Raw genomic sequence first — 25,525 nt, 5'->3', positions numbered from 1 at the left:
CGCCACAGGGGAGCACGCATGCAGGTCGGAGTCCGTCAACAGCCCTCGTTCGCCGTCGCCCGGCTGATGCTGGCGCCCGGCGAGCCGTGCCAGGTCGAGTCCGGCGCCATGATGGCCACCAGCTACGGCGTGCAGGTCCAGTCGCAGTCCCAGGGCGGGATCATGAAGGGCCTCGGCCGTGCGTTCCTCTCCGGCGAGTCCTTCTTCATCTCCACCTTCACCGCGCCGCAGAACGGCGGCTGGGTCGACGTCGCGGCCAACCTGCCCGGCGACATCCAGGTGATCCCCCTCGACGGCCGCACCGGCTGGGCCGTCACCCGCGGCTGCTGGCTCGCGTCGTCGCACGGCGTGCAGACCGAGACCAAGTGGGGCGGGATGAAGAACCTGATGGGCGGCGAAGGCGGGTTCCTGACGCACGCGACCGGCCAGGGCCAGCTGCTCGTCGCCTGCTACGGCGCGGTCGAGACCGTCCCCCTGCAGCAGGGCGAGATGGTCACCGTCGACACCGGGCACGTCGTCGCGTACGCCGACACCGTGCAGTACCAGATCCGGAAGGTCGCGACGGGCATCATCCAGTCCATGAAGAGCGGCGAAGGCCTCGTGTTCGACTTCGTCGGTCCCGGCCAGGTCATGACGCAGACGCGCAACCCGTCCGCGCTGGTCAGCTGGATCGTCTCGCACGTCCCGTCCCGCTGATGCGCGTCCAGACCCGGCACACCCCGGGCTTCGGCGTCGCCCGCGTCCTGCTCGATCCGGGCGAGTCCGTGCAGGCCGCGCCCGAGACGCTGCTCGCCAGCCGCTTCGGCGTCACCGAGGCGGCGGCGGGCCGCGGCGGCGTCCGGGCCGGCAAGTCCGCGGCCGTCGTCTACACCGCGCCTTCGGACGGTGGCTGGATCGACTTCGCGCCGCTGCGCCCCGGCGACGTCTACCCGCTCGAGCTGGGCGGCGGCACGGGCTGGGCGGTGCACCGCGAAGCCGTGCTGGTGCGGCCCTCGACCGCCCGGCACGACCCGAACTGGACGCCGTTGCAGCAGCTCTTCGGCGCCGACTCCGGGTTCCTCGAGCACTACAGCGGGACCGGGCCGCTCGTGCTGGCCGCGCCCGGCCCGGTCGACGCGTTCGAGCTCGGCCAGGGCGAGCTGGTCACCGTCCGGCCGGACTACCTGCTGGCCTACCCCGACACCGTGCAGTGCCGGCTGCGGGCGCTCGATCCCGGTGGGCCGCAGTCGCTGCGCACGGGTGAAGGGCTCGCGGTCGACTTCGCGGGTCCCGGGACGGTGCTCGTGCAAGCGCGCAACAGCCGCCTTTCCCGCTCGTGATCTTCAGACGAATTGCCCATTGCCGAGGGGAATAATTCCGGTAGCGTGATTGGCACTTCCGCCGCTGGCATCCGCTCGGGCCAGCGGATCCTTTGTGCTGAGGGAGGGCGCCGTGGCTGTCGGCACCGTCAAATGGTTCAACTCGGAAAAGGGCTACGGGTTCATCGAATCCACCGAAGGACCGGACGTGTTCGTCCACTATTCGGCCATTCAGGCCGACGGATTCCGCACTTTGGACGAAGGTGACCGCGTCGAGTTCGAAGTCCAGTCCGGGCGCGACGGCCGGAGTCAGGCAGCAGACGTGCGCAAGGTGGCGTCGACACCCTGATCACCCGATTGGCGAACCCCCGGCAGGCTCCGAACCAGGGACGTTAGGCTGCCGGGCGTGACAGGCGATGTGTCGGGGGACCTCACCGGTCGCCGGCTGGGCAACTACCGCATCGACGGGGTGCTCGGCAAGGGCGGCATGAGCGTGACCTACAAGGCCACGGACGTGCGGCTGGGCCGCAAAGTGGCCCTGAAGGTCATCGGTGACCACCTCGGGGCCGACGCCGAGTTCCGCGAGCGGTTCGTCGACGAGGCGCGCAACACGTCCGCGATCGACCACGCCAACGTCGTGCCGCTGTACGACTTCGGCGAGCTCGACGGCATGCTCTACATCGCCATGCGCATGGTCGACGGTGGTGATCTCGCCGACCTGATCGCGGGCGGCCCGATCGCGCCCGCGCGCACCCTGACGATGCTCGACCAGGTCGCGGACGCCCTCGACACCCTGCACAACCGTGGTCTGGTCCACCTCGATGTCAAGCCGGCCAACGTGCTCGTGACGAAGAAGGAGACCTCGCGCGAGCACGTGTACGTCGCCGACTTCGGGCTGACCCGCCGCGGCGCGACGGGCCACCGGACGCGCGGCGGCGACTTCCTCGGCTCGCCGACGTACGCGGCGCCCGAGCACCTGCGCGGCGAACCGCTGGACGGACGCACCGACCAGTACGCGCTCACGTGCGTCCTGTACGCGTGCCTGACGGGGAGCCCGCCGTTCAAGGGCGACGTGCCGACGGTGATCAAGGGCCACCTCAACGGCGAACCGCCGGCGATCTCCCGCGCCGTCGCGCTGCCGCCGGCGATCGACGAGGTCATCCGTCGCGGCATGGCCAAGAACCCGGCCGACCGCTACCCGAGCTGCGTCGAGCTGATCGCGGCCGCCCGCCGCGCGCTCGGCGCCCAAGCGGCGTCGGACACCCCACCGGGTCCTCCCGGGTCCAATTCGGGTGGAATCCCCGCGCCGCAGCGCCACGGTCAGGTACAACAGGGGCCGCACCAGAACAGCGCACCGCAGGGAGAGGGGGCCCCCGTGCACCCGTACGGAGGACAGCAGCCGGGCTACGGCCAGCAGCCGGGGCCGCAGGGGCCGCCCCAGGGCATGCCACCGCAGGGCATGCCACCGCAGGGCATGCCACCGCAGGGCCCGCCGCCCGGCTACGGCTACCCCCAGCAGGGGCCGCCGCAAGGGATGCCGCAGGGTCCGCCGCCGGGTTACGGCTACCCGCCTCAGCAGGGCATGCCCCCGCAGGGTTACGGCCAGGACCCGATGCGGCTGCGTCCCCCGATGCCGGCCGCCGGCGCGGGCGCGTTCCACCAGCCGCAGAGCGGCGGCGGCAAGAAGTGGATCTTCCTCATCCTCGGCCTCCTGGTCCTGGCGGGCCTGGTCGTGGGCGCGATCTTCCTGTTCAGCGACAGCGGCGGCGGAGGCGGCGGCACGACGACGGCCCCGAACATCCCGGTCGGCCCCGGTGACTCGCAGAGCAACCCGACGTCGTCGCTGAACGCCCCGCCGACGTCGATCTCCATCAAGCCGGGCAACTGACCCCGGGCGGACGTCATGAACGGGTCGTTCATGACGTCGCCCACCCCCGCCCAACGTCGCGAATGACCCATTCGGGACCTCCGGCGCCCCCAATGACTCATTCGCGACACCCGACCCCGCGCGGGCCGGGACTTTGCCGGGCTATGACGTCCGGCGCCCTGAACGAGTCGTTCATGACCTCGCCCGGCCTCGCGTGATCGTGCCGCGCTGAGCTGGCCTTCTTGCACTCTCCCCCGCAGAGTGCTAAAAACGGACTTGGCACTCGACGCCGTCGAGTGCCAAAGGTCGGGACGGTGAGGCTGGCCCCCACAGGGTCCAGTCGTCCGTCGCGGGCACCGAGCCTGGCCGAGGAAAGAGTCCTGCTGCCGCCGCTGCAAAGCACCAGCGCGGCGGTGGCGCCCAATATCGGAGGACCACACCGCAATGGCCAAACTGATCGCGTTCGACGAGGACGCCCGCCGCGGTCTTGAGCGTGGCTTGAACATCCTCGCCGATGCCGTCAAGGTGACCCTCGGCCCGCGGGGCCGGAACGTCGTGCTCGAGAAGAAGTGGGGCGCGCCGACGATCACCAACGACGGCGTCTCCATCGCCAAGGAGATCGAGCTCGAAGACCCGTGGGAGAAGATCGGGGCCGAGCTCGTCAAGGAAGTTGCCAAGAAGACCGACGACGTCGCGGGTGACGGCACCACCACCGCCACCGTGCTCGCCCAGGCCCTGGTCAAGGAAGGCCTGCGCAACGTCGCGGCCGGCGCCGACCCGATCAGCCTGAAGCGCGGCATCGAGGCGGCCGTCGAGGCCATCACCGAGCAGCTGCACAAGGCGGCCGTCCAGATCGAGACCAAGGAGCAGATCGCTGCTACCGCCTCGATCTCGGCCGGCGACCGCACCATCGGCGAGCTGATCGCCGAGGCGCTGGACAAGGTCGGCAAGGAAGGCGTTGTCACCGTCGAGGAGAGCAACACCTTCGGTCTCGAGCTCGAGCTCACCGAGGGCATGCGCTTCGACAAGGGCTACATCTCCGGTTACTTCGTCACCGACCCGGAGCGTCAGGAAGCCGAGCTGGAGGACCCGTACGTCCTGCTCTTCGGCTCGAAGATCTCCACGGTCAAGGACGTGCTGCCGCTGCTGGAGAAGGTCATCCAGTCCGGCAAGCCGCTGCTGATCATCGCCGAGGACGTCGAGGGCGAGGCGCTGGCCACCCTGATCGTCAACAAGATGCGCGGCACCTTCAAGTCCGTCGCCGTCAAGGCCCCGGGCTTCGGTGACCGCCGCAAGGCGATCCTGCAGGACATCGCGATCCTGACCGGTGGCCAGGTCATCAGCGAGGACGTCGGGCTCAAGCTCGAGAACGCCGACCTGTCCCTGCTGGGCAAGGCCCGCAAGGCCGTCATCACCAAGGACGAGACGACCATCGTCGAGGGTGCGGGCGACGCCGACCAGATCCAGGGTCGCGTCAACCAGATCCGCGCCGAGATCGACAACTCGGACTCGGACTACGACCGCGAGAAGCTGCAGGAGCGGCTCGCGAAGCTGGCCGGCGGCGTGGCCGTCATCAAGGCCGGCGCCGCGACCGAGGTCGAGCTGAAGGAGCGCAAGCACCGCATCGAGGACGCGGTGCGCAACGCCAAGGCCGCCGTCGAAGAGGGCATCGTCGCCGGTGGTGGCGTCGCTCTCATCCAGGCTGCCGAGGCTGCCTTCGCCGGTCTGAAGCTCGAGGGCGACGAGGCCACTGGCGCCAACATCGTCAAGGTGGCCGTCGAGGCCCCGCTCAAGCAGATCGCGATCAACGCCGGCCTCGAAGGCGGCGTTGTCGCGGAGAAGGTCAAGGGCCTGCCCCTGGGTCACGGCCTGAACGCCGCCACGGGTGTATACGAGGACCTGCTCGCCGCCGGCGTGCCGGACCCGACGAAGGTCACCCGCTCCGCGCTGCAGAACGCCGCTTCCATCGCGGCGCTGTTCCTGACCACCGAGGCCGTCGTGGCGGACAAGCCGGAGAAGGCTTCGGCCGCTCCCGCCGACCCGTCCGGTGGCATGGGTGGCATGGACTTCTGATCCACGCGCTTCTCCGGGAAGCCCGGTCCGCTTCGGCGGGCCGGGCTTTTCTCATGGCTTCGTGAAGAACCACACGGCGTAGGCGCCGAGGATGACGACGCCGAGCGCGAGCACGCCGAGGCCCCCGAGCCAGGCGGTGCTCGCTTCTTCCGCTTCCAGCGCGACGACGATGGCGCCGATCCCGGTGAGCAGGATCCAGATCGCGAGCCCGGCGGCGGTGTACAGCACGGTCTTGGTGACGCTCGTGCTGCCGGTGTCGTTGAAGGCGAGCGCGAAGAAGGCGGAGAAGGCGGTCAGCCCCAGCCCGGCGATCAGGTAGAGCCCGCCCAAGATCCCGACCACGATCTTCGCGGCCTGTCTGCTCCCTTGATCCACGACCGCGAACCCTAACCCCTCGTACGGGGTTCGCGGTGAGCTTTTGGGCCGCTCGGCCTACGGTGCTACGCCGAACGGCCCGGACGTCCCCTTGGCGTCCGGGCCGTTCCCCCGTGGCGGTGCCGCGTCCGCGTCCCTTCGGCGCGCGGCGGGTACCCACGCCCCCGGCGTGGGTGTTCAGCGAACCCCCGGTCATCCGGCGGGCACCGGCTCCCCCTGCGAGCCGGCGCCCGCCCGGGGTCAGGAGCCTTCTTCGGGGGTCAGGATCGCGGCGGCGACGTAGACCGGAATGGCGATGCCGACGGAAAGGAACACGGCGGCGACCAAGCCGATGCGGAGAACGCCGGCGTCGATGCCGAGGTAGGTGGCCCAGCCACCGCAGACGCCGGTCAGCATCTTGTCGCTGGTGCTGCGGCGGAGCTTCTTGGTTTCCGGGGTGTACACGCTGTTCGTCATGGCTCAATGGTGCTTCCGGGCGGGTGCCGCCACATCCGGAACGGCCCGGACCCCGACCCTGAACTTGCCCTCGGGGATGTTCTCCGGGGCTGGGACGAGTCTCACGACAAGCCGCGCACCCGCTCGAGCCGGGCCTGCCACGCCGCCTCGACCTCGGGTGACGCCGAGTACGCTTCGGTCGGCTCCGGAGCCTGGCGCGGCACTGGTAGATATCCGTCCACAGGGGACAGTGGGGAAGCACAGACGTCGCCTTCCAGCAACGAAATCGTCCCCAGTCCACAGGCGAATTCCAGCTCTGGCAGCGCCCCGGCCAGTGCCAGGCCCGCCGCCAGGCCGACGCTCGTCTCCACCGCCGACGAAACCACGCACGGCAGCCCGCACGCCTCCGCGACCTCCAGCGCCCGGCGGACGCCGCCGAGGGGGGACACCTTCAGCACCGCGATGTCCGCCGCCCCCGCGACCGCCACCTTCAGCGGGTCCTCGGCCCGGCGGATCGACTCGTCGGCCGCGATGCGGACCGGCACCCGGCGGCGGACCGCCGCCAGGTCCTCGATCGCCGGGCACGGCTGCTCCGCGTACTCCAGGCCGCCCGCCGCCTTGTCGAGGTCGATGATCGCGCGGATCGCCGTGTCGACGTCCCACGCCATGTTCGCGTCGACGCGCACCGCGCCGGACGGGCCGAGCGCGTCGCGGACCGCCGCCACCCGCTCGCAGTCGTCCGCGATCGACGATCGCGGGTCCGCCACCTTCACCTTCGCCGTCCGGCAGCCGGAGGCCCGAACCAGTTCGTACGCCTTCTCCGGGCCGACGACCGGCACCGTCGTGTTCACCTCGACGCGGTCGCGGACCGGCGCCGGCCAGCCCGTTTCGCTCGCTTCGAGCGCCGCGTGCAGCCAGGGGACGCTCTCGGCGTCCGAATAGTCGGCGAACGGGCAGAACTCGCCCCAGCCCGCCGGGCCGGGCAGCAGGACGCCTTCCCGGACCGTGATGCCGCGGAAACGGTTGCGCAGGGGGATCGCGTAAACCTTCATCGCCGCCGATCATGCCATCCCCGACTTCGGCGAACGGGTGCCGAACAGCGCTTTTCCGGCCAGAATGACTCCGTGGTCCTCGACTTCCGCGTGCTGGGTCCGGCCGAGGTCACGGCAGACGGCCACCCGGTGCCGCTCGGGGGCAGCCGGCCGCTGATCGTCCTGGCCGGGCTTTTGCTGCGCGCGAACCGGGTCGTGCCGGTCGACGAGCTCGGCCGCTGGCTCTGGAACGACGACCGCCGCCGCTCCAAGGGCGCGCTCCAGACGTACGTGCTGCGCCTGCGCCGCGCCCTCGGCGACCAGGTCGCGATCCGCACCGAGAGCGGCGGCTACCTGATCGAGCTCGACGACGACCGGCTGGACCTCTCCCGGTTCCGCGCCCTCGCCACCCGGGGCAAGGCCGCGATGGACCGCGGCGAAAGCCGTCGCGCGGCCGCGCACTTCGCCGAGGCGCTCGGCCAGTGGCGTGGCGCGGCGCTGCTGAACGTCGAGTCGGACGCGCTGCACCGCGACGAGGTCGGTCAGCTGGCCGAAGAACGGCTGCGCGTCCGCGAACAGTGGGCGGACGCCCTGCTCGACGTCGGCGAGTACGGCACCGTCGTCCCCGAGCTGGTCAGGCTGACCAGGGAAAACCCGCTGCGGGAGCGGCTGCACGAGCAACTGATGGTCGCGCTGTACCGGTCGGGGCGCCAGGCCGAGGCGCTCGACGTCCACCGCCGGATCAGCGACGTGCTGGCCGAGGAGCTGGGCCTCGACCCCGGGCCTTCGCTGCAGCGCACCCGGCAGGCGATCCTCACCGGGAGCGAGAGCGGTCACGCGGTCCCGCGGTACCGGCTCGGCGTCGAGCCGCAGGTGCCGCACCAGCTGCCCGCCGACCCGCGGGCCTTCTCCGGGCGCGAGTCCGACCTCAAGGCGTTGCACGCGCTGCTGCCGGAGGCGATCGATGCCGACACGTCGACGCCGATCGCGTCCGTCGAGGGCATGGGCGGCATCGGCAAGACGACCCTGGCCGTGCACTTCGCGCACGAGATCGCCGACCGGTTCCCCGGCGGGTAGGTGTACCTCGACCTGCGCGGCTACGGGCCGGGTGAGCCGGTCGAGCCGTCGGCGGCGCTGGAGGCGATGCTCACCGCGCTCGGCGTGCCGTGCGAAGCGATCCCGGGCGACCTCGACGGCCGCGCGGCGAGCTGGCGGACGCACAGCGCGGGGCGCCGGCTGCTGATCCTGCTCGACAACGCGAACCGCACCGAGCAGGTGCGGCCGCTGCTGCCCGGGCCGGGCTGCCTGGTCGTGATCACGAGCCGCTGGCAGCTGCGGGCACTGGTCGCGACGCACGGCGCGCGGCGGATCGCGCTGGAGGAGCTCGGCGAAGAGGACGCCGTCGAGCTGCTCGCGTCCGCGATCGGCCTCGACCGGGTGGCGCGCGACCCCGCCGCGACCGAGCGGTTCGTGCGCCACTGCGGCGGGCTGCCGCTGGCGATCCGGATCCTCGCCGTGCGGGCGGCGCAGTTCCCCGACCTGGCGCTCGACGAGTTCGTCGACTCGCTCGAGGCCGACCTGCTCGGCTCGTTCGACCTCGCCGACGGCGAAGGGACGAACATCCGCTCGGTGTTTTCGTACTCCTACCAGGCGCTGGAGGCGCCGACGGCCCGGTTGCTGCGGCTGCTCGGGCTGTTCACCGGCGTCGACTTCGCCGCGCCGGCGGCGGCCGCGATCGCCGGGCTGGACGTCGCGACGACCCGGCCGATGCTGGAGACGCTGGCCGCCGCGCACCTGCTCGCCCAGCCGCGGCCGGGCCGCTACCAGTTCCACGACCTCATCCGGGCGTACGCCGGCGAAATCGCTTCGCAGGTCGACACAGCTTCGCAGCGCGACGCCGCTTTGGCTCGGCTGCTGGACTGGTACCTGGCGTCGGCGCTGAACGCGTCACGGCGGATGCGGCCGGAGCGCTACTACCGGCTGCTGGACCCCGAAGGCCTCGACGGCGGCCTGGCGTTCACGTCGTACCACGACGCCTTGGACTGGTTCGACGAGGAAGCCGGCAACCTGATCGCCGCGGTGCACCTGGCGCGGCGCCGGCGTGACGACGTCTGCTGGAAGCTGGCTTGGCTGCTGCAGAGCTACTTCGTGACGCGCTCGCGGCTCGACGAGTGGCGCTCGGTGTTCGCGGTGGCGCTCGAAGCGGCGCGGGCCGGCGGCCACCGGCCGGGCGAGGCGGGCATCCTGAGCGGGCTCGGCGTGGTCAACGGCGTCGCGCGGCAGTACGCCGAGTCGCGGCGGTTCCTGGAGCAGGTGCTCGCGATCCAGCGCGAGCTCGGCGCGCGGGAGGGCGAGGCGCGGGCGCAGTACAACCTGGCGATGGCGGCGCACAACCTCGACGACTACGCCTGGGCGTACGAGCACGGGATGCAGGCGCTGGAGATCGTCCGCGAGCTGGGGCTGGGGGCGTTCGAGGCGAGTGTGCTGCGGGCGCTGGGCGACATCTGCACGTCGATGGGCGACCACGAGCAGGCGCTGCGGCTGGCCGACGCGGCGCTGGCGGTGCTCGGCCCGGACGGTGAGCCGGTGGACACCCGGTTCACCCAGCACACGCGCGGCCTGGCGCTGGTGGGGCTGGGCCGGGTGGACGAGGGGATCGCGTGCATCCGCGACTCGGTCTCGATGTTCTTCGAGATGGGCGAGCAGTACGAGGCGGCGGACGTGCTGGCCCAGCTGGGCACGATCCACCTGCGGTACGGGGATCGGGCGGTGGCCCGGGAGTGCTGGGTCCGGTCGGTGCGGTTGCTGACCGAGCTGGGGCACCCGGACGCGGACGACGTGCGCGCGAAGCTGGCGGCTCTGGTGGGCGCCGCGAGCTGATGCGTGTGGGGTTGCGCGTGGCGGACCGCCCGCGTGCCGACCCCCAGCGACAGCACGCAAGCCGGTCCGGCCCGCGTGTCCACTCAAGCCGATCGCGCTCACTGTCCACTCACTGTCTCGTCGGCGGGGCGACGCCGAGCAGGTCGGCCAGGGTCTCGGCGTTGCGGGGCGCCTCGACCTTCACGTCGTTGTCGAAGTAGACGTGGACGTCGCGCTTCCCGCCGTCGTGCCAGGCCCGGATCTTGTCCGCCCACCCGAGCAGGGCCCGGTCCGAGTAACCGCTTACGTACAGCTCCTCGTCGCCGTGGAGGCGGACGTAGGCGAAGTCCGCGGTCTGGTCTTCGAGGAAGGGCCACTTGCCCGCGGTGTCGGCGGTGACGAGGGCGATCCCGTGTTCTCGCAGCAGTTCCTTCGCCGCGGGCTCGGCGAAGCTCGGGTGCCGGACCTCGAGCGCGTGCCGCAGTGGCCTTCGCGGCCCGGCTTCGAGGTAGGGAGTGCCCTTCAACTTGTCGTCGTGCTTGGTCGCGAGCTGGGCCGCGTCGGTCGTGGTGCGGGGCAGGAGGGCGAAGAAGTTCGCGAGCCGGTCGGGGTCGAAGGTCAGCCTTGGCGGGAGCTGCCAGAGGAACGGGCCCAGTTTCGCGCCGAGGGCGAGGACTCCGGAGGCGTAGAAGTTCGCGAGCGCGGTTTCGACGTCTCGGAGCTGCTTCATGTGCGTGATGAAGCGGCCGCCCTTCACCGCGAAGAGGAAGTCCGCCGGGGTCTCGTCGAACCAGGCTCGGTACCGCTCCGGGCGTTGGAGCGAGTAGAAGGAACCGTTGATCTCGACGGCGTTCATCCGTCGCGACAGGTATTCGAGCTCCCGTCGCTGCACGAGTCCGCGGGGGTAGAACACGCCGCGCCACGGGGGGTAGCGCCAGCCCGACGTGCCGATCCGGATTTCGGCGATCGTTCTCACCGCCTTTCCGCGGTGGGTGATGCCCGCTCGCCGGTGCGGCCAAACACGGCTGCGGGGGCGGCGTCCGGACGGGTGGACCGCCGGGCGGGACAGGTGACCTGATTTTGTGGACGGTCGTCTGAGGGGGCCTTTGAGGCGTTTGCTCATGGTGCCTCCGTTGGGGGCCTGCTTCTGCCGCAGTCGAAAGACTGTCCTCGCCGGACCGGCAGGCTCTGGGATGGCCTTGGGGGTCGCTGGTGGCTCACCTTTGCGTGGGGTTGCTGGGTGGTCATCCCGTCGCCTGCCCGAGGCCTATCACTTTGAGCCAGGCCCGCAAGCTTGCGCTCTCTTCTCGCCTTGGCTTGGTGGTTGCGGGCCTGGCTCAAAGTGATTTGACGGCCTCAGGCGACGGGATGACCAGCCAGCTCGTTTTTCGGGCAGCCTGGCCCTCGGCTGGGCCGCTGCCGGGCTGACCACCGTCGGGCTGGAGACCACCGCCGGGTTGGAGACCACCGCCGGGCAGGGACCACCGCCGGGCGCGGACAAGTCCGCCCCAGCACCGCCCTCACGCCCAGGAGAACCGCCACAGCCTCGACTGCACCAGCCCCGATGCGTACTCGCGCAGGTTTCCCGGCTGGGCCGCGAACGTCGGCAGGCTGAACGCCCGGTGCTCCGCCGCCACCGTCAACGCCCGCGCCTGGTTCCTCGGCGGTGCCGACACCGATAGCTCCAGCGTGTCGAACCCCAGCCCCACCAGCGTCGCCCCGAAGCGGTCCTCCCAGCTGCGCAGCACCGCTGACAGCTCGGCCACCTGGTCCGTGCACTTGATCATGCCCGTCCAGCCCAGCAGGGCCGGGATGTCCGCCGGGCGCTCGGTCTGGACCAGGCCCAGGCGGTGGGGGGCGCGCGACGCCAGGATCGAACCCGTGTTGCCCGCCTCCGCCAGCGGGTCGGACCGGCGGGGGCTGCGCTTGGCCAGGCCCGGGAACCGCGCGCCGAACGGGCGGAGGCACGCGCCGTCGCAGCAGGACGTGTCCCACCAGCGGGCCAACGCTCCCGCCGCGTCCGCCGACGGGACCCGGTGGCCCGCCGGGGCCAGGCGGCCGCGGTCGTCGATCCAGTCTTCGCCGTTCGCCGCGAAGCGCTGGTCGTGCGGGATCAGCACCGGCCACAGCCCCGACCGCTCGAACTCGGCCACGCAGCCGAGGTAGCGCTCGGGCCGGGTCAGCGGCAGGTCGGACACCCACAGCCGGCCGTGCCACGACCCCGGTGGCAGGGTCTGGACCGGCGGCGCGGGCGTACCGGGGCGGAGCGGTGCGATCGTCATGACGTCCCCTCGAACTTGTGTTCGGCTGGTGCATGTCGAACAGTAGTTCGAGGGTCTGACAATTTCCAGCGATCTACCCGCTCATCCGTTCGAGTGAATCCCGAAAAGCGCAGGTCAGAGGGTCATCGATGATTGAAGTGGCGGAAGTTGCTCCTGTGACGATCCACTGGGCCGAACGGGGCGCTCAGAGCGGCCGGAGCAGGTCGTCCGCGTCCACGATGTGGTAGGCGTACCCCTGCTCCGCGAGGAACCGCTGCCGGTGCGCCGCGTACTCCGTGTCGACCGTGTCGCGCGAGACGATGGAGTAGAAGTGCGCCTGGCGGCCGTCGCCCTTCGGACGCAGGAGCCGGCCGAGCCGCTGGGCCTCCTCCTGCCGCGAGCCGAACGTCCCCGAGATCTGGATCGCCACCGACGCCTCGGGCAGGTCGATCGAGAAGTTCGCCACCTTCGACACCACCAGCGTCTTGATCTCGCCGCGCCGGAACTTGTCGAACAGCTCTTCGCGCTCCTTGTTGCGGGTCGAACCCTGGATCACCGGCGCGTCGAGCTCGTCGCCGAGCATCTCGAGCTGGTCGAGGTACGCGCCGATCACCAGCGTCGGCTCGCCGGCGTGCTTCGCCACGATGGACTTGATCACCGGGGTCTTCGTCAGCGCCGTCGCCGCGAGCTTGTACCGCTCGTCAGCCTCGGCCGTGGCGTACTCCAGGCGCTCCGCGTCGGTCAGCGTCACGCGGACCTCGGTGCACTCCGCCGGCGCGATCCAGCCCTGCGCCTCGATGTCGCGCCACGGCACGTCGTAGCGCTTCGGCCCGATCAGCGAGAAGACGTCGCCCTCGCGGCCGTCCTCGCGCACCAGCGTCGCGGTCAGGCCGAGGCGCCGCCGGGACTGCAGGTCCGCCGTCATCCGGAACACCGGCGCCGGCAGCAGGTGCACCTCGTCGTAGACGACCAGGCCCCAGTCGCGCGAGTCGAACAGCTCCAGGTGCCGGTACTCGCCCTTGGTCTTGCGGGTGACCACCTGGTACGTCGCGATGGTGACCGGCCGGACCTCCTTCTTCTCGCCGGAGTACTCGCCGATCTCCTCCTCGGTCAGCGACGTCCGTGCGATGAGCTCGCGCTTCCACTGCCGCCCGGCGACGGTGTTCGTCACCAGGATCAGCGTCGTGGCCTGCGCCTTCGCCATGGCCGCCGCGCCGACGAGCGTCTTGCCCGCGCCGCAGGGCAGCACGACGACGCCCGAGCCGCCCGCCCAGAACGCCTCCGCGGCCATCCGCTGGTAGTCGCGCAGGTGCCAGTCCCGCTCGTCGAGCGCGATGGGGTGCGCTTCGCCGTCGACGTACCCGGCGAGGTCCTCGGCCGGCCAGCCGACCTTCAGCAGCGCCTGCTTGAGCCGCCCGCGCTCGGACGGGTGGACGAGCACGGTGTCCTCGTCGATCTTCGCGCCCAGCATCGGGCTGATCTTCTTGTTCCGCGAGACCTCGGTCAGCACCGCGCGGTCGGTGGTCGACATCACGAGGCCGTGCGCCGGGTGGTGGGCGATCTGCAGCCTGCCGAACCGGCCCATGACGTCGACGACGTCGATCAGCAGCGGCTGCGGCACCGGGAAGCGCGAGTACGTCGTCAGCGCGTCGACGACCTGCTCGGCGTCGTGGCCCGCGGCGCGCGCGTTCCACAAGGCCAGCGGTGTGATCCGGTAGGTGTGGACGTGCTCCGGCGCCCGTTCGAGCTCGGCGAACGGCGCGATCGCGACGCGCGCGTCGCCGGCCTGGGGGTGGTCGACCTCCAGGAGCACGGTCTTGTCGGACTGGACGATCAGCGGGCCATCAGTCACAACTACTGTTATACGTGGCTCGCTCCGGCCCGCTCCCGTCGCGGGTCGCCGGTGGGACGATCTGCCGAGGGGATCACTGGAGGGCACGTTGACCACACCACCGTTCAACGACAACCCGTTCCGGTCGCCGGACTACGCGACGTCGCCGCCGCCGATGCCGCCGCCGGTGCCCGGTCAGCAGCCGATCCCGCACTGGTTCACGACGAAGGTGAAGATCACGCTCGCCGCGTGCGTCGTCCTGGCGCTGGCCCTGGGCTCGCTGGGCGCGCTGAGCATCCACTGGATCGACCGCGCCGGGCCGCCGTCGGACGGCGACTGCCTGTACCTGTCTCGCGAGAGCGGCGGCAAGCTCGCCTACCACCGCGTCGGCTGCGGGACGGACAGCGCTACCTACAAGGTCGACGACAGCTACACGGGGACCTTCCGCTGCGGCTCCGGCGACTACGTGCGGTTCCAGATCACCGGAACCGGGTCGGCCGCCCAGCGCACGCTCTGCCTGGCGCTGAACGTCAGCACCGGCGACTGCCTGCGCGACGTCGACGACCAGGCCGCGGTCGGCAAGGTGAGCTGCAGCGACCCGGCGGCCAAGGAACGCGCCGAGGTCATCACCGGCTACCGCGGCGACGAGAGCTGCGAGGGCGCCGACCAGGTGCTGAGCTACCCCGGGCCGCCGCGCCGGACCGTGTGCCTGGCGCCGCCGGGGGAGAACATCTAGCCGAACCCCCGGGGCGCGGTCAGTAGCTGTTCCGGTCGGGGAGCAGGCTCTGGACGTCGAGGCGGTTCGCCAGCTGGCCGGAGTTGTGCATCAGGTCCGCGACGCGCTGCAGGCGGATGCCGTTGAGCGACGCCGGGTACGAGCCGAGCGAGATCAGGGCGGCCGTGGTCGTGTCGATGTCCGAGAACTTCGGGAGCGCGTCGCGGATGATCGCCGGGTCGGTCGCGCTCTGCTGGGCCACGCCCAGTGCCGTGCGGAACGCCGCCAGCGTGCGGGGGTTGGCCTGGGCGAACGGCTTGGCCGACGCGTAGGCCGACAGCGGGAAGTCGAGCGTCGAGCCGCGGGCGCCGTCGGCGAGGATGTGGGCGCCGAGGTCCTTCTCGGCGCGGGTGATGTACGGCTCGATCATCAGGGCCGCGTCGACGTCGCCCGCCTGCAGGGACTGCGGCATCGCGTCGAACGCCACCTGCTTGAACTTGATCTTCGTCACGTCGACGCCGGCCGTCCCGAGCACCGAGCGGGCGGCCAGCGCGCCGATGTCGTCGAGCATGTTCACCGCGATGTCGGGCGCCTTCTTCGACGTCGGCACGGTGTAGTCGGAGCCGGGCAGGGTGACCAGCGCCACCGTGTTGGGGCCGGACGTGTAGGCCTCACCCTGCAGCTGCAGGGCCGTCCCGCCGGCCGCGGCGCGGAACAGCGCGATGTCGGACCCGAACGTGACGTCGAGGTCACCGGCGGTCAGCTTGGCCAGCCCGTCTTCGCCACCGAGCTCGACGAGCTGCACGTTCAGCCCCGTGGCGCCGAACTTCCCGGCCGCGACGGCGATCCGCAGCGGGGCCGTGTCGATGGCGTTGCCCACACCCACGCGCAGGGTGGTCCGTTCCAATGGCGGTGGGGCGGCCGGCGCGCCGGAAGAGAACACGCTGCACCCCGCGGTCGCCAGAAGCGCCGCTACCAGCGGAATCAGCCGTCCGCGTCTGATCATGAACCTTCACCTACTGTGAGAATCTGGTTCTCGTGCTGGATCGTATGGTCCGCGCCCCATACGATCGCGGGCAGGGCCGTATCGCGCCAGCGCGGCTTTCGGATCTTCATGGAGCGGGCTACCGTTCAGTAGGTTCGAGTGTCGTCAGGTCCGCGGGTTGCCGCCCGCGGTGGAAGAGGAAACCAGGTGACCCGTCGCGATCAGCGTCCCCCCAAGGGCGACGCGGCGGATCCACGTCCGGCCGGTGGCCGGTGGCGGCTCCGGAACTGGCGTCTCGGCACGAAGCTCTTCGCCGTCCTCCTCATCCCCGCGCTCGCGGTGATCGCCCTCGTCGGCCTGCGCATCAGCTCGGACCTGGGGGACGCCCGGCAGCTCGCGGAGTTCGCCACCCACGACCGCGTCGACAGCACGGTCGCCGAAGCCCTGCACGAGCTGCAGCGCGAACGCGATCTCACCGTCCGGTTCGTCGCCCAGGACCGCCGGGGCGACACCGCCGACCTCACCGGTCAGCGCAAACGCGTCGACCAGGCGATCGGCACGTTCGAACGGACCCTCGCCGACAGTAAACCCCGGCTGGACGCCAAAGCGGCGGAAAGCCTGCAACAGACCGATGACAGGTTGCGCGTCCTCGGCGGCCTCCGCTTCTCCGCGGAGCATTCGGCGTTCCCCGCCGACGCCGTCCTGCGCTCCTACAGCGAGCTGATCTCCGGCTTGCTCGACATCAGCGACTCGGCCGCGGCCGACGTCTCGGACCCGGAGCTCGCGCGGCTGCGCCTGGCCGGCAACGCGCTGGCCCGGATCAAGGACCAGATGTCGGTCAAGCGCGCGGTGCTGGCCGAGGCGCTCGCCGAGGGCAGCCTCAACCGCGACCGCACGCGCGCGCTGCTCGGCGCCGAAGCCGAGCTCGCCGCCGCGCGCAACGACTACCGCACCTTCGCGACGCCCGAACAGCAGCGGATGTTCGACGACACCGTCATCGGCCTGGTCGTCGACATCGGCAACGACATGGTCGAGTCCGCCCTCACCCGCACCGAGAACGGCCAGAACCTCAATGGTCTCGACCCGAACCAGTGGGACGTCTCGGCGACGCACACGGTGAACCTGGCCTACCAGGTGCAGCAGGCGCTGCTGGTCCAGTTGCAGGAACGCACGGACGCGCTGGCGGCGCAGGCGCGCGCGTCGGCGATCTGGGACGGCGGTGTCGTGCTCGGCGTCCTGCTCGTCGCGGGCGTGCTGTCGGTCGTCATCGCGCGGTCCCTGTTGCGCCCCTTGCGGATCCTGCGCCGGACCGCCCTCGAAGTGGCCGAGCACCGGCTGCCCGCGGCCGTGCAGAACCTGCTCACCGACCCCGAACCCGCGCCGGAGAACCTGCGGAAACGGCTCGCCGTCGCGCCGGTCCCGGTGTTCACGCGCGAAGAGCTCGGCCAGGTGGCGCGCGCGTTCGACGCGGTGCACGGCGAAGCCGTCCGGCTGGCGGGCGAGCAGGCGATGCTGCGCGAGAACGTCAACGCGATGTTCGTCAACCTCTCGCAGCGCAGCCAGGACCTCGTCGAACGGCAGTTGTCGGTGCTCGACCGGATGGAGGCCGACGAGCAGGACCCGGACACCCTCGCCGGGCTGTTCGAGCTCGACCACCTCGCGACGCGGATGCGGCGCAACAGCGAGAACCTGCTGGTGCTCTCCGGCCAGGACTCGGCGCGCGAGGACGCCGGCGCCGTCTCGGCCGACGAGATCATCGGCGCCGCCCTCTCGGAGGTCGAGCACTACCAGCGCATCGAGCTCGGCCCGGCGCCCCAGGTCGCCGTCCGCGGGGAGGCCGTCAACGACCTCGTGCACGTCGTCTCGGAGCTGCTGGAGAACGCGACGAGCTATTCCGGCAACACGACGGTCACCGTCGCGAGCGCCGAAACCCACGACGGCGACTGGCAGATCGAAATCATCGACCACGGCGCCGGCATGCCGCAGGCCGAGATCGACCGCACCAACGCGCGGCTCGCGCACCCGCCGGACGTCGACGTCGAGGTGTCCCGCCGGATGGGCCTGTTCGTGGTCGCGACGCTGGCCACGCGCCACCGCATCGACGTCAGCCTGAGCTCGGGCCAGGACGGCGGGCTGATCGCCACCGTGCTGGTGCCGTCCGCGCTGATCGTCGAGCTGCCGCCGATGCCGGGCCCGCCGCCGCCCGCCGAGCCGGCCGCGGCCCCCGAGCCGGAGCTGCTGGCGCCGCTGGCCCCGCTCACGCCGCCGGAACCCGAGCCGGAGCCGGAACCGGAGGAGCTGACGCCGCCGTCGATCGAGGCCGGCCCGCTGCGCCGGGCCCCGGTGGTGGCCCGTGACCACAGCCCGCAGTGGCCGACGGCGGACGACGACTCGCACCTGGACCTCGACGCCCCGACCGAGCGGATGCCCGCCTACCGCGACGTCCTGTCGCGCTGGTTCGACGCGTCCGCGGCACCCGCGGCACCCGCGGCGCCGGCCACCGGGTCGGAGGCGCCGCGGCAGCCGGTGGAGCCGCGTCCGGTGGCCGAGGAACCGCGGCCGGTCCGGCCCGAGCCGCGCCACGCGCTCGCCGCGGCTCCGCCACCGCCGCCCCCGCCACCGCCGCCCGTCATCGCGCCGGTGGCGGCCGAGCCGAACCCGGACGACGAGGACACCGACCCGCAGTTCGCGCCCGTCGCACCGCCGGCCGCGATCGAGCCCGCCTACCAGTGGCCGACACCGGCCGAGCTGGAGCAGGAGGACGGCGCCGAGGACACCTGGCCGTTCCTGAAGGCCGCCGATTCGGCGGCGAGCCCGGGAGCGGTGCCGGAGCAGCGGCCGATACTCTCTCTTTCCCCGGAAGCGGTACGCGAGCGGATGACGAGCCTTCAAGGCGGCTTCCGGCGAGGGCGGCACGCGAGGGGAGACGACACCCGGAACCAGTGAAACGGATGAGGCATGAGCTCGAAGACGCCCCTGCTGGAAGTGATCGCGCTGGACGCGGCGGACGCCGAAGGCGCGCAAGCGGGCGGGGCCGACCGCCTCGAACTGGTGACGGACATGGCGCAGGACGGCCTGACGCCGACGGTGGAGACCCTGCGTGACGTGCTTTCGGCGACCGACCTCCCGGTGCGGGTCATGCTGCGGGACAACGGTTCCTTCGCCGTCGGCGACCTCGAGGGGTTGCGCGCCGACACCGCCCGGCTGATCGACGCGGGCGCGCGCGAGTTCGTCTTCGGGTTCCTCACCGTCGACAGCGAGATCGACCTGGACGCCTGCGAAGCGCTGATCAAGGAGGTCGACGGCCTGCCGTGGACGTTCCACCGCGCCATCGACCGCACGCGGGACCCGTTGCGCGCGTACGACCAGCTGGCCGCGCTCGGCTGTGACACCGTGCTCGCGGCCGGGCACCCGAACGGGGTAGGCAGTGGGCTTTCCGTGCTGCAGCGGCTCGCGCAGCGCGACAGCGGGCCGTCGCTGCTGGTCGGCGGCGGCCTGCGGGCGCAGCAGGTGCACCTCTTGCGCGCGGGCGGGGTGCGCGGGTTCCATGTCGGTAGTGCGGTCCGGCCCGGCGGCTGGCAGGCTTCCGTGGACGCCGAAACGGTGCGCACCTGGGTCGATCTCGTCAAATCCTGATCGTCTTCCGGAATTCCTCGGGACATCGGCGGGATAGAACGATTTCCGCCGATGTTTTCGCATGCGAGGTAATCTTGCCCTGTGCAACGAAATTGCATTCGTGCCGTGCAGGGGCCGAGCCGGCACTGCGCGTGCGGCTGCACGAGCTTTTCAAGCTTTGACCTGGTTGGCGGCTGATTTCGGGTCGTTCGGCTGGCTACGGTAGTCCCGCATTTCGCGATCCGGGCGATCTTCAGGAATCGATCTGCAGTGCGGGAGGCGGCGCCGTGTGCGCGCGTATTCAGTTCGAGAACTCGTTACGTGGACAACGGGAAACGAGGAGTTCGACCATGCGGTGGATTTCCGTCACGGTGGAGCGGCTGATTCCCCGCGAGTATCGCCCGAATGTGCCCGGAACGAGCCGGAAGGCCGAATCGTGACCGGCGCGATACCGCGGCAACGCGGAACCGGAACCTCCGGAGACGAGTTCGCGAAACTGGGCCTCGGCGGCTCGCTCGCCCTCACCGGCCTGCTGGCCGCCGTCAAGATCGCGGAAACCGCCACGGGCGTGGTGCTGACCGCCGCCGGGGTACTGCCCGGCGCCAGTCCCTCGAAGGAGCGGGCTCCGGCCTGGCCCGGCGGGGAATGAACGGGAGCTGCCCGGCAGCTCTCTACGGACGGAGGGCTGCCATGGACGGCAGTGGAGGGCGGGACGACCGGCGCGGCGCACGCGTGGGTCTCGCCGACGTGCGGCGGCTCGAGGACGTCGTCGCCGAGCTCAGGAGCCTGGACTACCGCTACGGCGGGGGCGCCTGCCGGGTGGCCGTCGAGTCACGGCTGCCCGCCGCCGTGGCGCTGCTGGACGGCGTGACCAAGACCGTCGTCCTGGCGCGGCTCTGCACCGCCGTCGCCGATCTGTACAACCTGGCCGGCTGGACGAACTTCGACCAGGACCGCCCGGCGGCCGCGCTGGCCGCGTTCCGGCGAGGGCTGGAGCTCGCCATCCGGGCCGAGAACGACGATCTCCAGGCCAACCTCCGGTACCGCATCGGGCGGCTGCACCTGCACTACGGCGCCGTCGACGCGGCGCTGGAGGAGTTCGCACGGGGCCGGGAGGCCGCGTTGCTGGCGCACTCCAAGCTCGCGCAGGCGATCCTGTCGGCCAACCAGGCGTGGGCGCACGCCAAGAAGGCCGACGTGAGCGAGGCGCTGACCTACCTGCGCCGCGCCCGCGAGGAGTTCGCGGAAGCCGGCGGGCGCGAGCCTTCGCCGTGGGACTCGTTCTTCGGGGCCACCGACATGGCGGCGATGGTCGGCACGGTGCACGGCGAGCTGGCCCAGGTGGTCGACATCCGGCACGGCCGCGACGGCATCCCCGCGCTCACCGACGCGATCGCCGGCTACGGCCAGGGCATGACGCGCAGCCGCTCGCTGACCCTGATCTGGCTCGCCACCGTGCACGCGCTGGACGGCGATCTCGACGTCGCCACCGCCGTCGGCGAGGAGGCGATCGAGCTGGCGGCCGCGCTGCGGTCACCGCGGACGTGGCAGCGGCTGAACTCGCTGTCGGCGGCGGCCCGCCGGTTTTCCGGCAATGCGGACGCAAGGGAGATCGTCGACCGTCTCGACGATCTCGGGCATTCCGGACGATAATCGAATGGCCATGAAAAGGTAAACCGCCCGGAAAATGAAAATGGGAACCGCGAAAGGGCAGACAAAAGTAGGTTCCTCGGTGTGACAGCGGTTTCTTATGCTTCTCGGCAACCTGCGGCGACCATTGAAGCGCAGGCCCGGTCCCCACCGCCGAGAGGAAATTCCCCATGCGCTTGCGCAAGCTCGTCGCGGCCGCCGTGCCGCTGCCGGCGTTGCTCGGCCTCGCCGTGGCCGTCCCCGCCGCCGCGGCGACGGAACCCCTGGTCACCCTGGCCGACAGCGCCGCTCCACTCGTCAGCAGCCTCCGCATCGGCGACGTCGCGGGCGGGCAGCGGATCACCGCGGCGCTGTCCCTGAAACTGCACAACCAGCAGGCGCTGGAAAAGTTCCTCGCCGACGTGCAGAACCCCGCCTCGCCGCAATATCATCACTTTCTGACCCCGGCGCAGTTCAATACCGAGTTCGGTCCGACCCAGGCCGACGTCGGCAAGGCCGTCTCATTCCTCGAGAAATCGGGCGCCACCGGGATCGAGGTTTCCGGCAACCGCCAGGCCGTCACGTTCACCGGTTCGGCGGCGCAGCTCGAATCGGCGTTCCGCACCCGGATCGGGACCTACCACGACCGGACGTCCGGCCGGGACTTCTTCGCCAACGACGCCGCGCCGACCGTGCCGGCGGACGTCTCGAGCGTCGTGGGCAACGTCGTCGGCCTCGACAACCACGCCCTGCGGACGCACACTTCCGCCGTCGCGAAGCCGAACGCCGTCAAGGCGGTGACCCCGCCGGTGCTCAAGACCGCTTATGGGACAAGTGGTCTCTCGGCGACCGGCAGCGGCGTGAAGGTCGGCTTCGTCGAGTTCGACGGCTACAAGAAGGCCGACGTCACCAAGTACGACAGCACGTACGGCCTTTCGGCGGGCTCGGTGACCACGGTTCCGGTGAGCGGGGCGAACTACGACTCGGCGCCGGGCGACGGCCAGATCGAGGTCGAGCTCGACATCGAGGTCGTGCACGCGCTGGCGGCCGCGGCGAACGACTACGTGTACGAGGCCCCGAACACCAGCGCCGGCGAACTGGCGATGTACCAGAAGATCGCGTCGGACCACACGGTCAACGTCGTCTCGATCTCTTGGGGCGCCTGTGAATCCGCGGAGGGTTCGAGCGCGGCGAAGAGCGTCGGCAACGCGATCGCGACGGGCACCGCGGAGGGCATTTCGTACTTCGCGGCCGCGGGCGACGACGGCACGACCGACTGCTACCGCCAGACCGGCTCGGCGGCTAAGGCGGTCGACTTCCCGGCGTCGAGCCCGAACGTGACGGGCGTCGGCGGCACGCAGCTGACGGTGACCTCGGCGAACGCGTACAGCAGCGAGAAGGCGTGGAACGACGGCGCGTCCAGCGGTTCGACGGGCGGCGGCATCTCGACGGTGTTCACGGCGCCGTCGTGGCAGTCCTCGCAGAGCACGACGTACCGCAAGGTCCCGGATGTTTCGGCCGACGCGGCGAGCGGCTCGGGCTACTACATCTACACGGCGGGCTCGTGGGAGACGGTGTGGGGCACGTCGGGCGCGGCCCCGCTGTGGGCGGCGTTCGCGACGCTGCAGAACCAGGTCCACGGCGGCGGGCTGGGCAACCTGAACCCGAAGTTCTACTCGATCGGGAACGGATCGTCGTACGGAACCGGTTTCCACGACGTGACGACGGGCAACAACACCCTGCACGGCACGACGGGCTTCAGCGCGGGAACCGGGTATGACCAGGTGACGGGCTGGGGGTCGTTCAAGGGCAGCGGCTTGTCGGGCCTGATCGGCTGAGTGTGGTCGGACCGGGGCTGTCGCATCCGTGCGACAGCCCCGGTTCCCGTTTTTGTCGGTGGCCGGTGACAGACTGCGCACATGTCAACACGAGTGGCAACACCCCGGTCCCGTGCGCTGGGTTTCGGCCTGCGCACGGCCAGGGTGGCGCGCGGGCTGGGCATGCGCGAACTGGCCCGGCTGGTGGATGTCGCGCCGCAGGTGCTGTCGCATTGGGAGAGCGGGACGCGCGTGCCGAGGGTGGAGGAAGTGGGGTTGCTGCTCGGGGCGATGCGGGTTGAGCCGGTGGAGCGACGGAGGTTGTTGGAGCTGGCGGAGTGTGCGAAGGAGCCCAACTGGCTCGAGCGCACAGTGCCGGGAGTTTCGCCGGCCTTGTCGACGTATGTCGAGTACGAGCGCACGGCGACGGAGATGGTCGACTGGGAGCCCTTCGTGGTGCCGGGCCTCCTCCAGGTTCCCGGTTATGCCGAAGCCATCCTGGAGTCCCACCGGCTTCCGCCGCGAATGCTCGAGCGGGAGGTGGCGGTCCGCCTGCGGCGGCGAGAGGTGCTCACCCGCCGCGATCCGCTGGCGCTCAAGCTCTTCCTCGGCGAAGAAGCTCTCCGCCGGTCCATCGCCGAGCCCGCCGTGATGGCCGAGCAGTTGCGGCTGCTGGTGCGCGCGGCGCAGCCGCGCACCAGCAGCATCCGCGTGGTGCGCGCGGATGCGGGCTACCACCCGGGGCTGTTCGGGCACTTCGTGATCTTCGACTTCGCCCACCTCCCGTCGGTGGTCCACATCGAGCACCTCCGGGGCAGCGCCCACGTCTACGATGGAGACCACGTGGCCGCCTTCCGGGCGGCCGCGGAAACCCTGTCGGGCCTGGCGCTGGGTGAGCAGGAGTCGCTCGCACTCATCCAGGGGGTGATCGCCGAACTGGAGTGAGATGCCTGAGTGGCGCAAGTCGAGCTACACCGACGAAACCAACTGCGTCGAGGTCTCGCTCGGCAGTGTGTCGCGCATCCGCGACACCAAGGACCGCTCCGGGGGCACCCTCGCCGTCAGTGCGGCCGCTTGGGGGGCTTTCCTTCGCAAGACTAAGCATTAGTCTGGGGGCATGATCAAGCGCACGGTGCTGGACGCCACCCGCGAACTCCTCCGCGAACTCGGCCTCACCACGGTGTTCGGCAACCCCGGCACCACCGAGGTCCCGTTCCTCACCGACTGGCCGGACGACTTCAAATACGTCCTCGGCCTGCAGGAGTCCGCCGTCGTGGCGATGGCCGATGCCTACGCCCAGGCCACGCGCGAGGCCGTGCTCGTCAACCTGCACTCCGCCGGCGGCGTCGGGCACGGGCTCGGCAGCCTCTTCAGCGCCTACCGCAACCGGACGCCGATCATCGTCGTCGCCGGGCAGCAGAACCGCGCTCTGCTGCCGCACGATCCCTTCCTGGGCGCCATGGAAGCCCCCGAGTTCCCCAAGCCGTACGTCAAGTGGTCGATCGAGCCCGCGTCCGCCGAGGACGTCCCGGCCGCGCTCGCCCGGGCGTACCACGTCGCGACGCAGGCGCCGTCCGGGCCGGTCTTCGTGTCCGTGCCGGCCGACGACTGGACCGTCACCACCGAACGGCCCGTCGTCTCCCGGCCCCGCATCCGCGGCTTCGCGCCGGATCCCGAGGCGATCGACGAACTCGTTGCCGCCCTCGAAACGAGTGAGCGGCCGGCGATCGTCGTCGGGGGAGCCGTCGACCAGGACGCCGCTGTCGTGGAGACCGTCGCGCTCGCCGAACGCCTCCAGGCCGGCGTGTACGTCGCGCCGATGTCGTTCCGGTGCTCGTTCCCCGAGGACCACCCGCTGTTCCAGGGCTTCCTCGACCCCGAACGCGGGGCCGTCTCGGACAAGCTCGCGCGGCACGACCTCGTCGTCGTGCTCGGGGCGCCCGCCTTCACCTACCACGTCGACCGCGGGCGCGGGGAAGCTCCGATGCCGCCGCTGTTCATCGTCAGCGACGACGAGCAGATCCTCGCGCGCGCCTTCGAAGGCACCGGGATCCGGGCGACGCCGAAGCTCGGCGTCCGTGCCCTCCTGAACGTCGTCGACCGGAGCACGCGGCCCACGCCGGAGCCGATCGAGCGCCCCGCGAAGCCCGGCGATGAGAAGCTCACCGGTGAACTCGTCTACTCGACGCTCGCGGACCTGTTGCCGGACAACGCGATCGTCGTCGAGGAGACGCCGAGCCACCGCGGCGTCCTGCACGACCACCTGCCGATCACCGCGACCGACACGGGCTTCCTGACGATGGCCAGCGGCACGCTCGGCTACGGCGTCCCGGGCGCGGTCGGCGCGGCGCTCGCCCGGCCGGACCGCAAGGTCGTCGGCGTCGTCGGCGACGGCTCCAGCATGTACGGCATCCAGGCACTGTGGACGGCCGCGCGCCAGGAGCTCCCGGTGACGATCGTGATCATGGACAACACGGAGTACGCGGCGGTCCGCATCCTCGGCGAGAAGATCGGCGGCGCGAAGCTGCCGGGCACCGAGCTGGGTGGCATCGACTTCGCGGCGCTGGCGGCGAGCATGGGCTGCCAGGGCGTGACGATCACCGAGCCGTCGGGCCTGGTCCCCGGCTTGACGGCGGCCCTCGCCGACCCGCGTCCGACGCTGGTGCACGTCCGGGTCGCCCCGTCCGACAAGACGCTGTACTGACTTGTCGACAACGAAGAGCTGGAAGCGGCG

The 25,525-nt window shown here is 71.1% G+C and carries 23 protein-coding genes; 16 read left to right on the top strand and 7 right to left on the bottom strand.

Annotated elements, in window-relative coordinates:
* Positions 1-18 precede the first annotated feature (18 nt).
* The 5 genes from AB0N03_RS03375 to groL all read left to right on the top strand — a co-directional run bounded on the left by AB0N03_RS03375 (position 19) and on the right by groL (position 5,238).
* Positions 19-696, top strand: coding sequence for a TIGR00266 family protein (locus AB0N03_RS03375; protein WP_364364642.1), 678 nt, complete (start codon positions 19-21; stop codon positions 694-696).
* Positions 696-1,319: an AIM24 family protein gene (locus AB0N03_RS03370; protein WP_364364639.1), complete on the top strand. Its 624-nt coding sequence runs from the start codon at positions 696-698 to the stop codon at positions 1,317-1,319. Before AB0N03_RS03375 ends, AB0N03_RS03370 begins: the two co-directional genes overlap by 1 nt.
* Before the next feature lie 112 nt (positions 1,320-1,431).
* Positions 1,432-1,647, top strand: coding sequence for a cold-shock protein (locus tag AB0N03_RS03365; RefSeq protein ID WP_364364636.1), 216 nt, complete (start codon positions 1,432-1,434; stop codon positions 1,645-1,647).
* Between the two features lie 57 nt (positions 1,648-1,704).
* Entirely contained in the window at positions 1,705-3,186 is a 1,482-nt protein-coding gene (locus tag AB0N03_RS03360) for a serine/threonine-protein kinase (RefSeq protein ID WP_364364633.1), read from the top strand.
* Positions 3,187-3,609: 423 nt separating this feature from the next.
* Positions 3,610-5,238 carry a chaperonin GroEL gene (groL, locus tag AB0N03_RS03355; protein WP_364364630.1) on the top strand — a complete coding sequence of 543 codons (1,629 nt, stop codon included), beginning with the start codon at positions 3,610-3,612 and terminating at the stop codon, positions 5,236-5,238.
* Between the two features lie 51 nt (positions 5,239-5,289).
* Here groL and AB0N03_RS03350 read toward each other — a convergent pair whose 3' ends face one another.
* From AB0N03_RS03350 to AB0N03_RS03340, 3 genes are all read right to left on the bottom strand, one after another.
* A complete protein-coding gene (locus AB0N03_RS03350) occupies positions 5,290-5,613 on the bottom strand; it encodes a hypothetical protein (protein WP_364364627.1) in 324 nt (107 codons plus the stop codon).
* A 240-nt stretch (positions 5,614-5,853) separates the two neighbouring features.
* The gene (locus AB0N03_RS03345; RefSeq protein ID WP_364364624.1) at positions 5,854-6,069 is read right to left on the bottom strand and encodes a PspC domain-containing protein; all 216 of its coding nucleotides are present in this window, start codon (positions 6,067-6,069) and stop codon (positions 5,854-5,856) included.
* 101 nt (positions 6,070-6,170) lie between these two features.
* Complete coding sequence (locus AB0N03_RS03340; protein ID WP_364364621.1) at positions 6,171-7,100, bottom strand: o-succinylbenzoate synthase; 930 nt, start codon at positions 7,098-7,100, stop codon at positions 6,171-6,173.
* Positions 7,101-7,172: 72 nt separating this feature from the next.
* Here AB0N03_RS03340 and AB0N03_RS03335 point away from each other — a divergent pair, with 72 nt between their 5' ends.
* Both AB0N03_RS03335 and AB0N03_RS03330 read left to right on the top strand, forming a co-directional pair.
* The gene (locus tag AB0N03_RS03335; protein WP_364364618.1) at positions 7,173-8,156 is read left to right on the top strand and encodes a BTAD domain-containing putative transcriptional regulator; all 984 of its coding nucleotides are present in this window, start codon (positions 7,173-7,175) and stop codon (positions 8,154-8,156) included.
* Complete coding sequence (locus AB0N03_RS03330; protein ID WP_364364615.1) at positions 8,157-9,959, top strand: tetratricopeptide repeat protein; 1,803 nt, start codon at positions 8,157-8,159, stop codon at positions 9,957-9,959. It abuts the gene before it with no gap.
* A 109-nt stretch (positions 9,960-10,068) separates the two neighbouring features.
* On the opposite strand, the gene AB0N03_RS03325 is transcribed toward AB0N03_RS03330, so the two are convergent.
* The 3 genes from AB0N03_RS03325 to AB0N03_RS03315 all read right to left on the bottom strand — a co-directional run bounded on the left by AB0N03_RS03325 (position 10,069) and on the right by AB0N03_RS03315 (position 14,051).
* Positions 10,069-10,914 carry a DUF72 domain-containing protein gene (locus AB0N03_RS03325; RefSeq protein WP_364364612.1) on the bottom strand — a complete coding sequence of 282 codons (846 nt, stop codon included), beginning with the start codon at positions 10,912-10,914 and terminating at the stop codon, positions 10,069-10,071.
* A 544-nt stretch (positions 10,915-11,458) separates the two neighbouring features.
* Positions 11,459-12,220 carry a DUF4253 domain-containing protein gene (locus AB0N03_RS03320; protein WP_364364609.1) on the bottom strand — a complete coding sequence of 254 codons (762 nt, stop codon included), beginning with the start codon at positions 12,218-12,220 and terminating at the stop codon, positions 11,459-11,461.
* Positions 12,221-12,404: 184 nt separating this feature from the next.
* A complete protein-coding gene (locus AB0N03_RS03315) occupies positions 12,405-14,051 on the bottom strand; it encodes a DNA repair helicase XPB (protein ID WP_364364606.1) in 1,647 nt (548 codons plus the stop codon).
* Positions 14,052-14,139: 88 nt separating this feature from the next.
* On the opposite strand from AB0N03_RS03315, the gene AB0N03_RS03310 reads away from it, so the two are divergent.
* A complete protein-coding gene (locus AB0N03_RS03310; protein WP_364364603.1) occupies positions 14,140-14,766 on the top strand; it encodes a hypothetical protein in 627 nt (208 codons plus the stop codon).
* A gap of 19 nt (positions 14,767-14,785) precedes the next feature.
* On the opposite strand, the gene AB0N03_RS03305 is transcribed toward AB0N03_RS03310, so the two are convergent.
* Positions 14,786-15,751 (bottom strand): ABC transporter substrate-binding protein, encoded by a 966-nt coding sequence (locus AB0N03_RS03305; RefSeq protein WP_364364600.1) that lies wholly within the window; start codon positions 15,749-15,751, stop codon positions 14,786-14,788.
* 186 nt (positions 15,752-15,937) lie between these two features.
* Between AB0N03_RS03305 and AB0N03_RS03300 the strand changes: the two genes are divergently transcribed.
* From AB0N03_RS03300 to mdlC, 8 genes are all read left to right on the top strand, one after another.
* A complete protein-coding gene (locus AB0N03_RS03300; protein ID WP_364364597.1) occupies positions 15,938-18,676 on the top strand; it encodes a nitrate- and nitrite sensing domain-containing protein in 2,739 nt (912 codons plus the stop codon).
* 12 nt (positions 18,677-18,688) lie between these two features.
* The gene (locus tag AB0N03_RS03295; protein WP_364364594.1) at positions 18,689-19,366 is read left to right on the top strand and encodes a copper homeostasis protein CutC; all 678 of its coding nucleotides are present in this window, start codon (positions 18,689-18,691) and stop codon (positions 19,364-19,366) included.
* Positions 19,367-19,781: 415 nt separating this feature from the next.
* Positions 19,782-19,994, top strand: coding sequence for a hypothetical protein (locus AB0N03_RS03290; protein ID WP_364364591.1), 213 nt, complete (start codon positions 19,782-19,784; stop codon positions 19,992-19,994).
* A 41-nt stretch (positions 19,995-20,035) separates the two neighbouring features.
* Positions 20,036-20,998 (top strand): hypothetical protein, encoded by a 963-nt coding sequence (locus AB0N03_RS03285; RefSeq protein WP_364364588.1) that lies wholly within the window; start codon positions 20,036-20,038, stop codon positions 20,996-20,998.
* A gap of 167 nt (positions 20,999-21,165) precedes the next feature.
* Positions 21,166-22,812, top strand: a complete 1,647-nt coding sequence (locus AB0N03_RS03280; protein ID WP_364364586.1) for a S53 family serine peptidase — start codon at positions 21,166-21,168, stop codon at positions 22,810-22,812.
* 81 nt (positions 22,813-22,893) lie between these two features.
* A complete protein-coding gene (locus AB0N03_RS03275; RefSeq protein WP_364364583.1) occupies positions 22,894-23,736 on the top strand; it encodes a helix-turn-helix transcriptional regulator in 843 nt (280 codons plus the stop codon).
* A gap of 1 nt (position 23,737) precedes the next feature.
* On the top strand, positions 23,738-23,899 hold the full coding sequence (locus tag AB0N03_RS03270; protein ID WP_364364580.1) for a DUF397 domain-containing protein: 162 nt from the start codon (positions 23,738-23,740) through the stop codon (positions 23,897-23,899).
* 9 nt (positions 23,900-23,908) lie between these two features.
* Entirely contained in the window at positions 23,909-25,495 is a 1,587-nt protein-coding gene (mdlC, locus tag AB0N03_RS03265; protein ID WP_364364577.1) for a benzoylformate decarboxylase, read from the top strand.
* The last annotated feature ends 30 nt before the right edge of the window (positions 25,496-25,525 follow it).

Origin of the sequence: Amycolatopsis sp. NPDC051061 (assembly GCF_040682935.1) — a bacterium.
GTDB lineage: Bacteria > Actinomycetota > Actinomycetes > Mycobacteriales > Pseudonocardiaceae > Amycolatopsis.
This window is presented reverse-complemented; position numbering and strand designations above follow the sequence as displayed.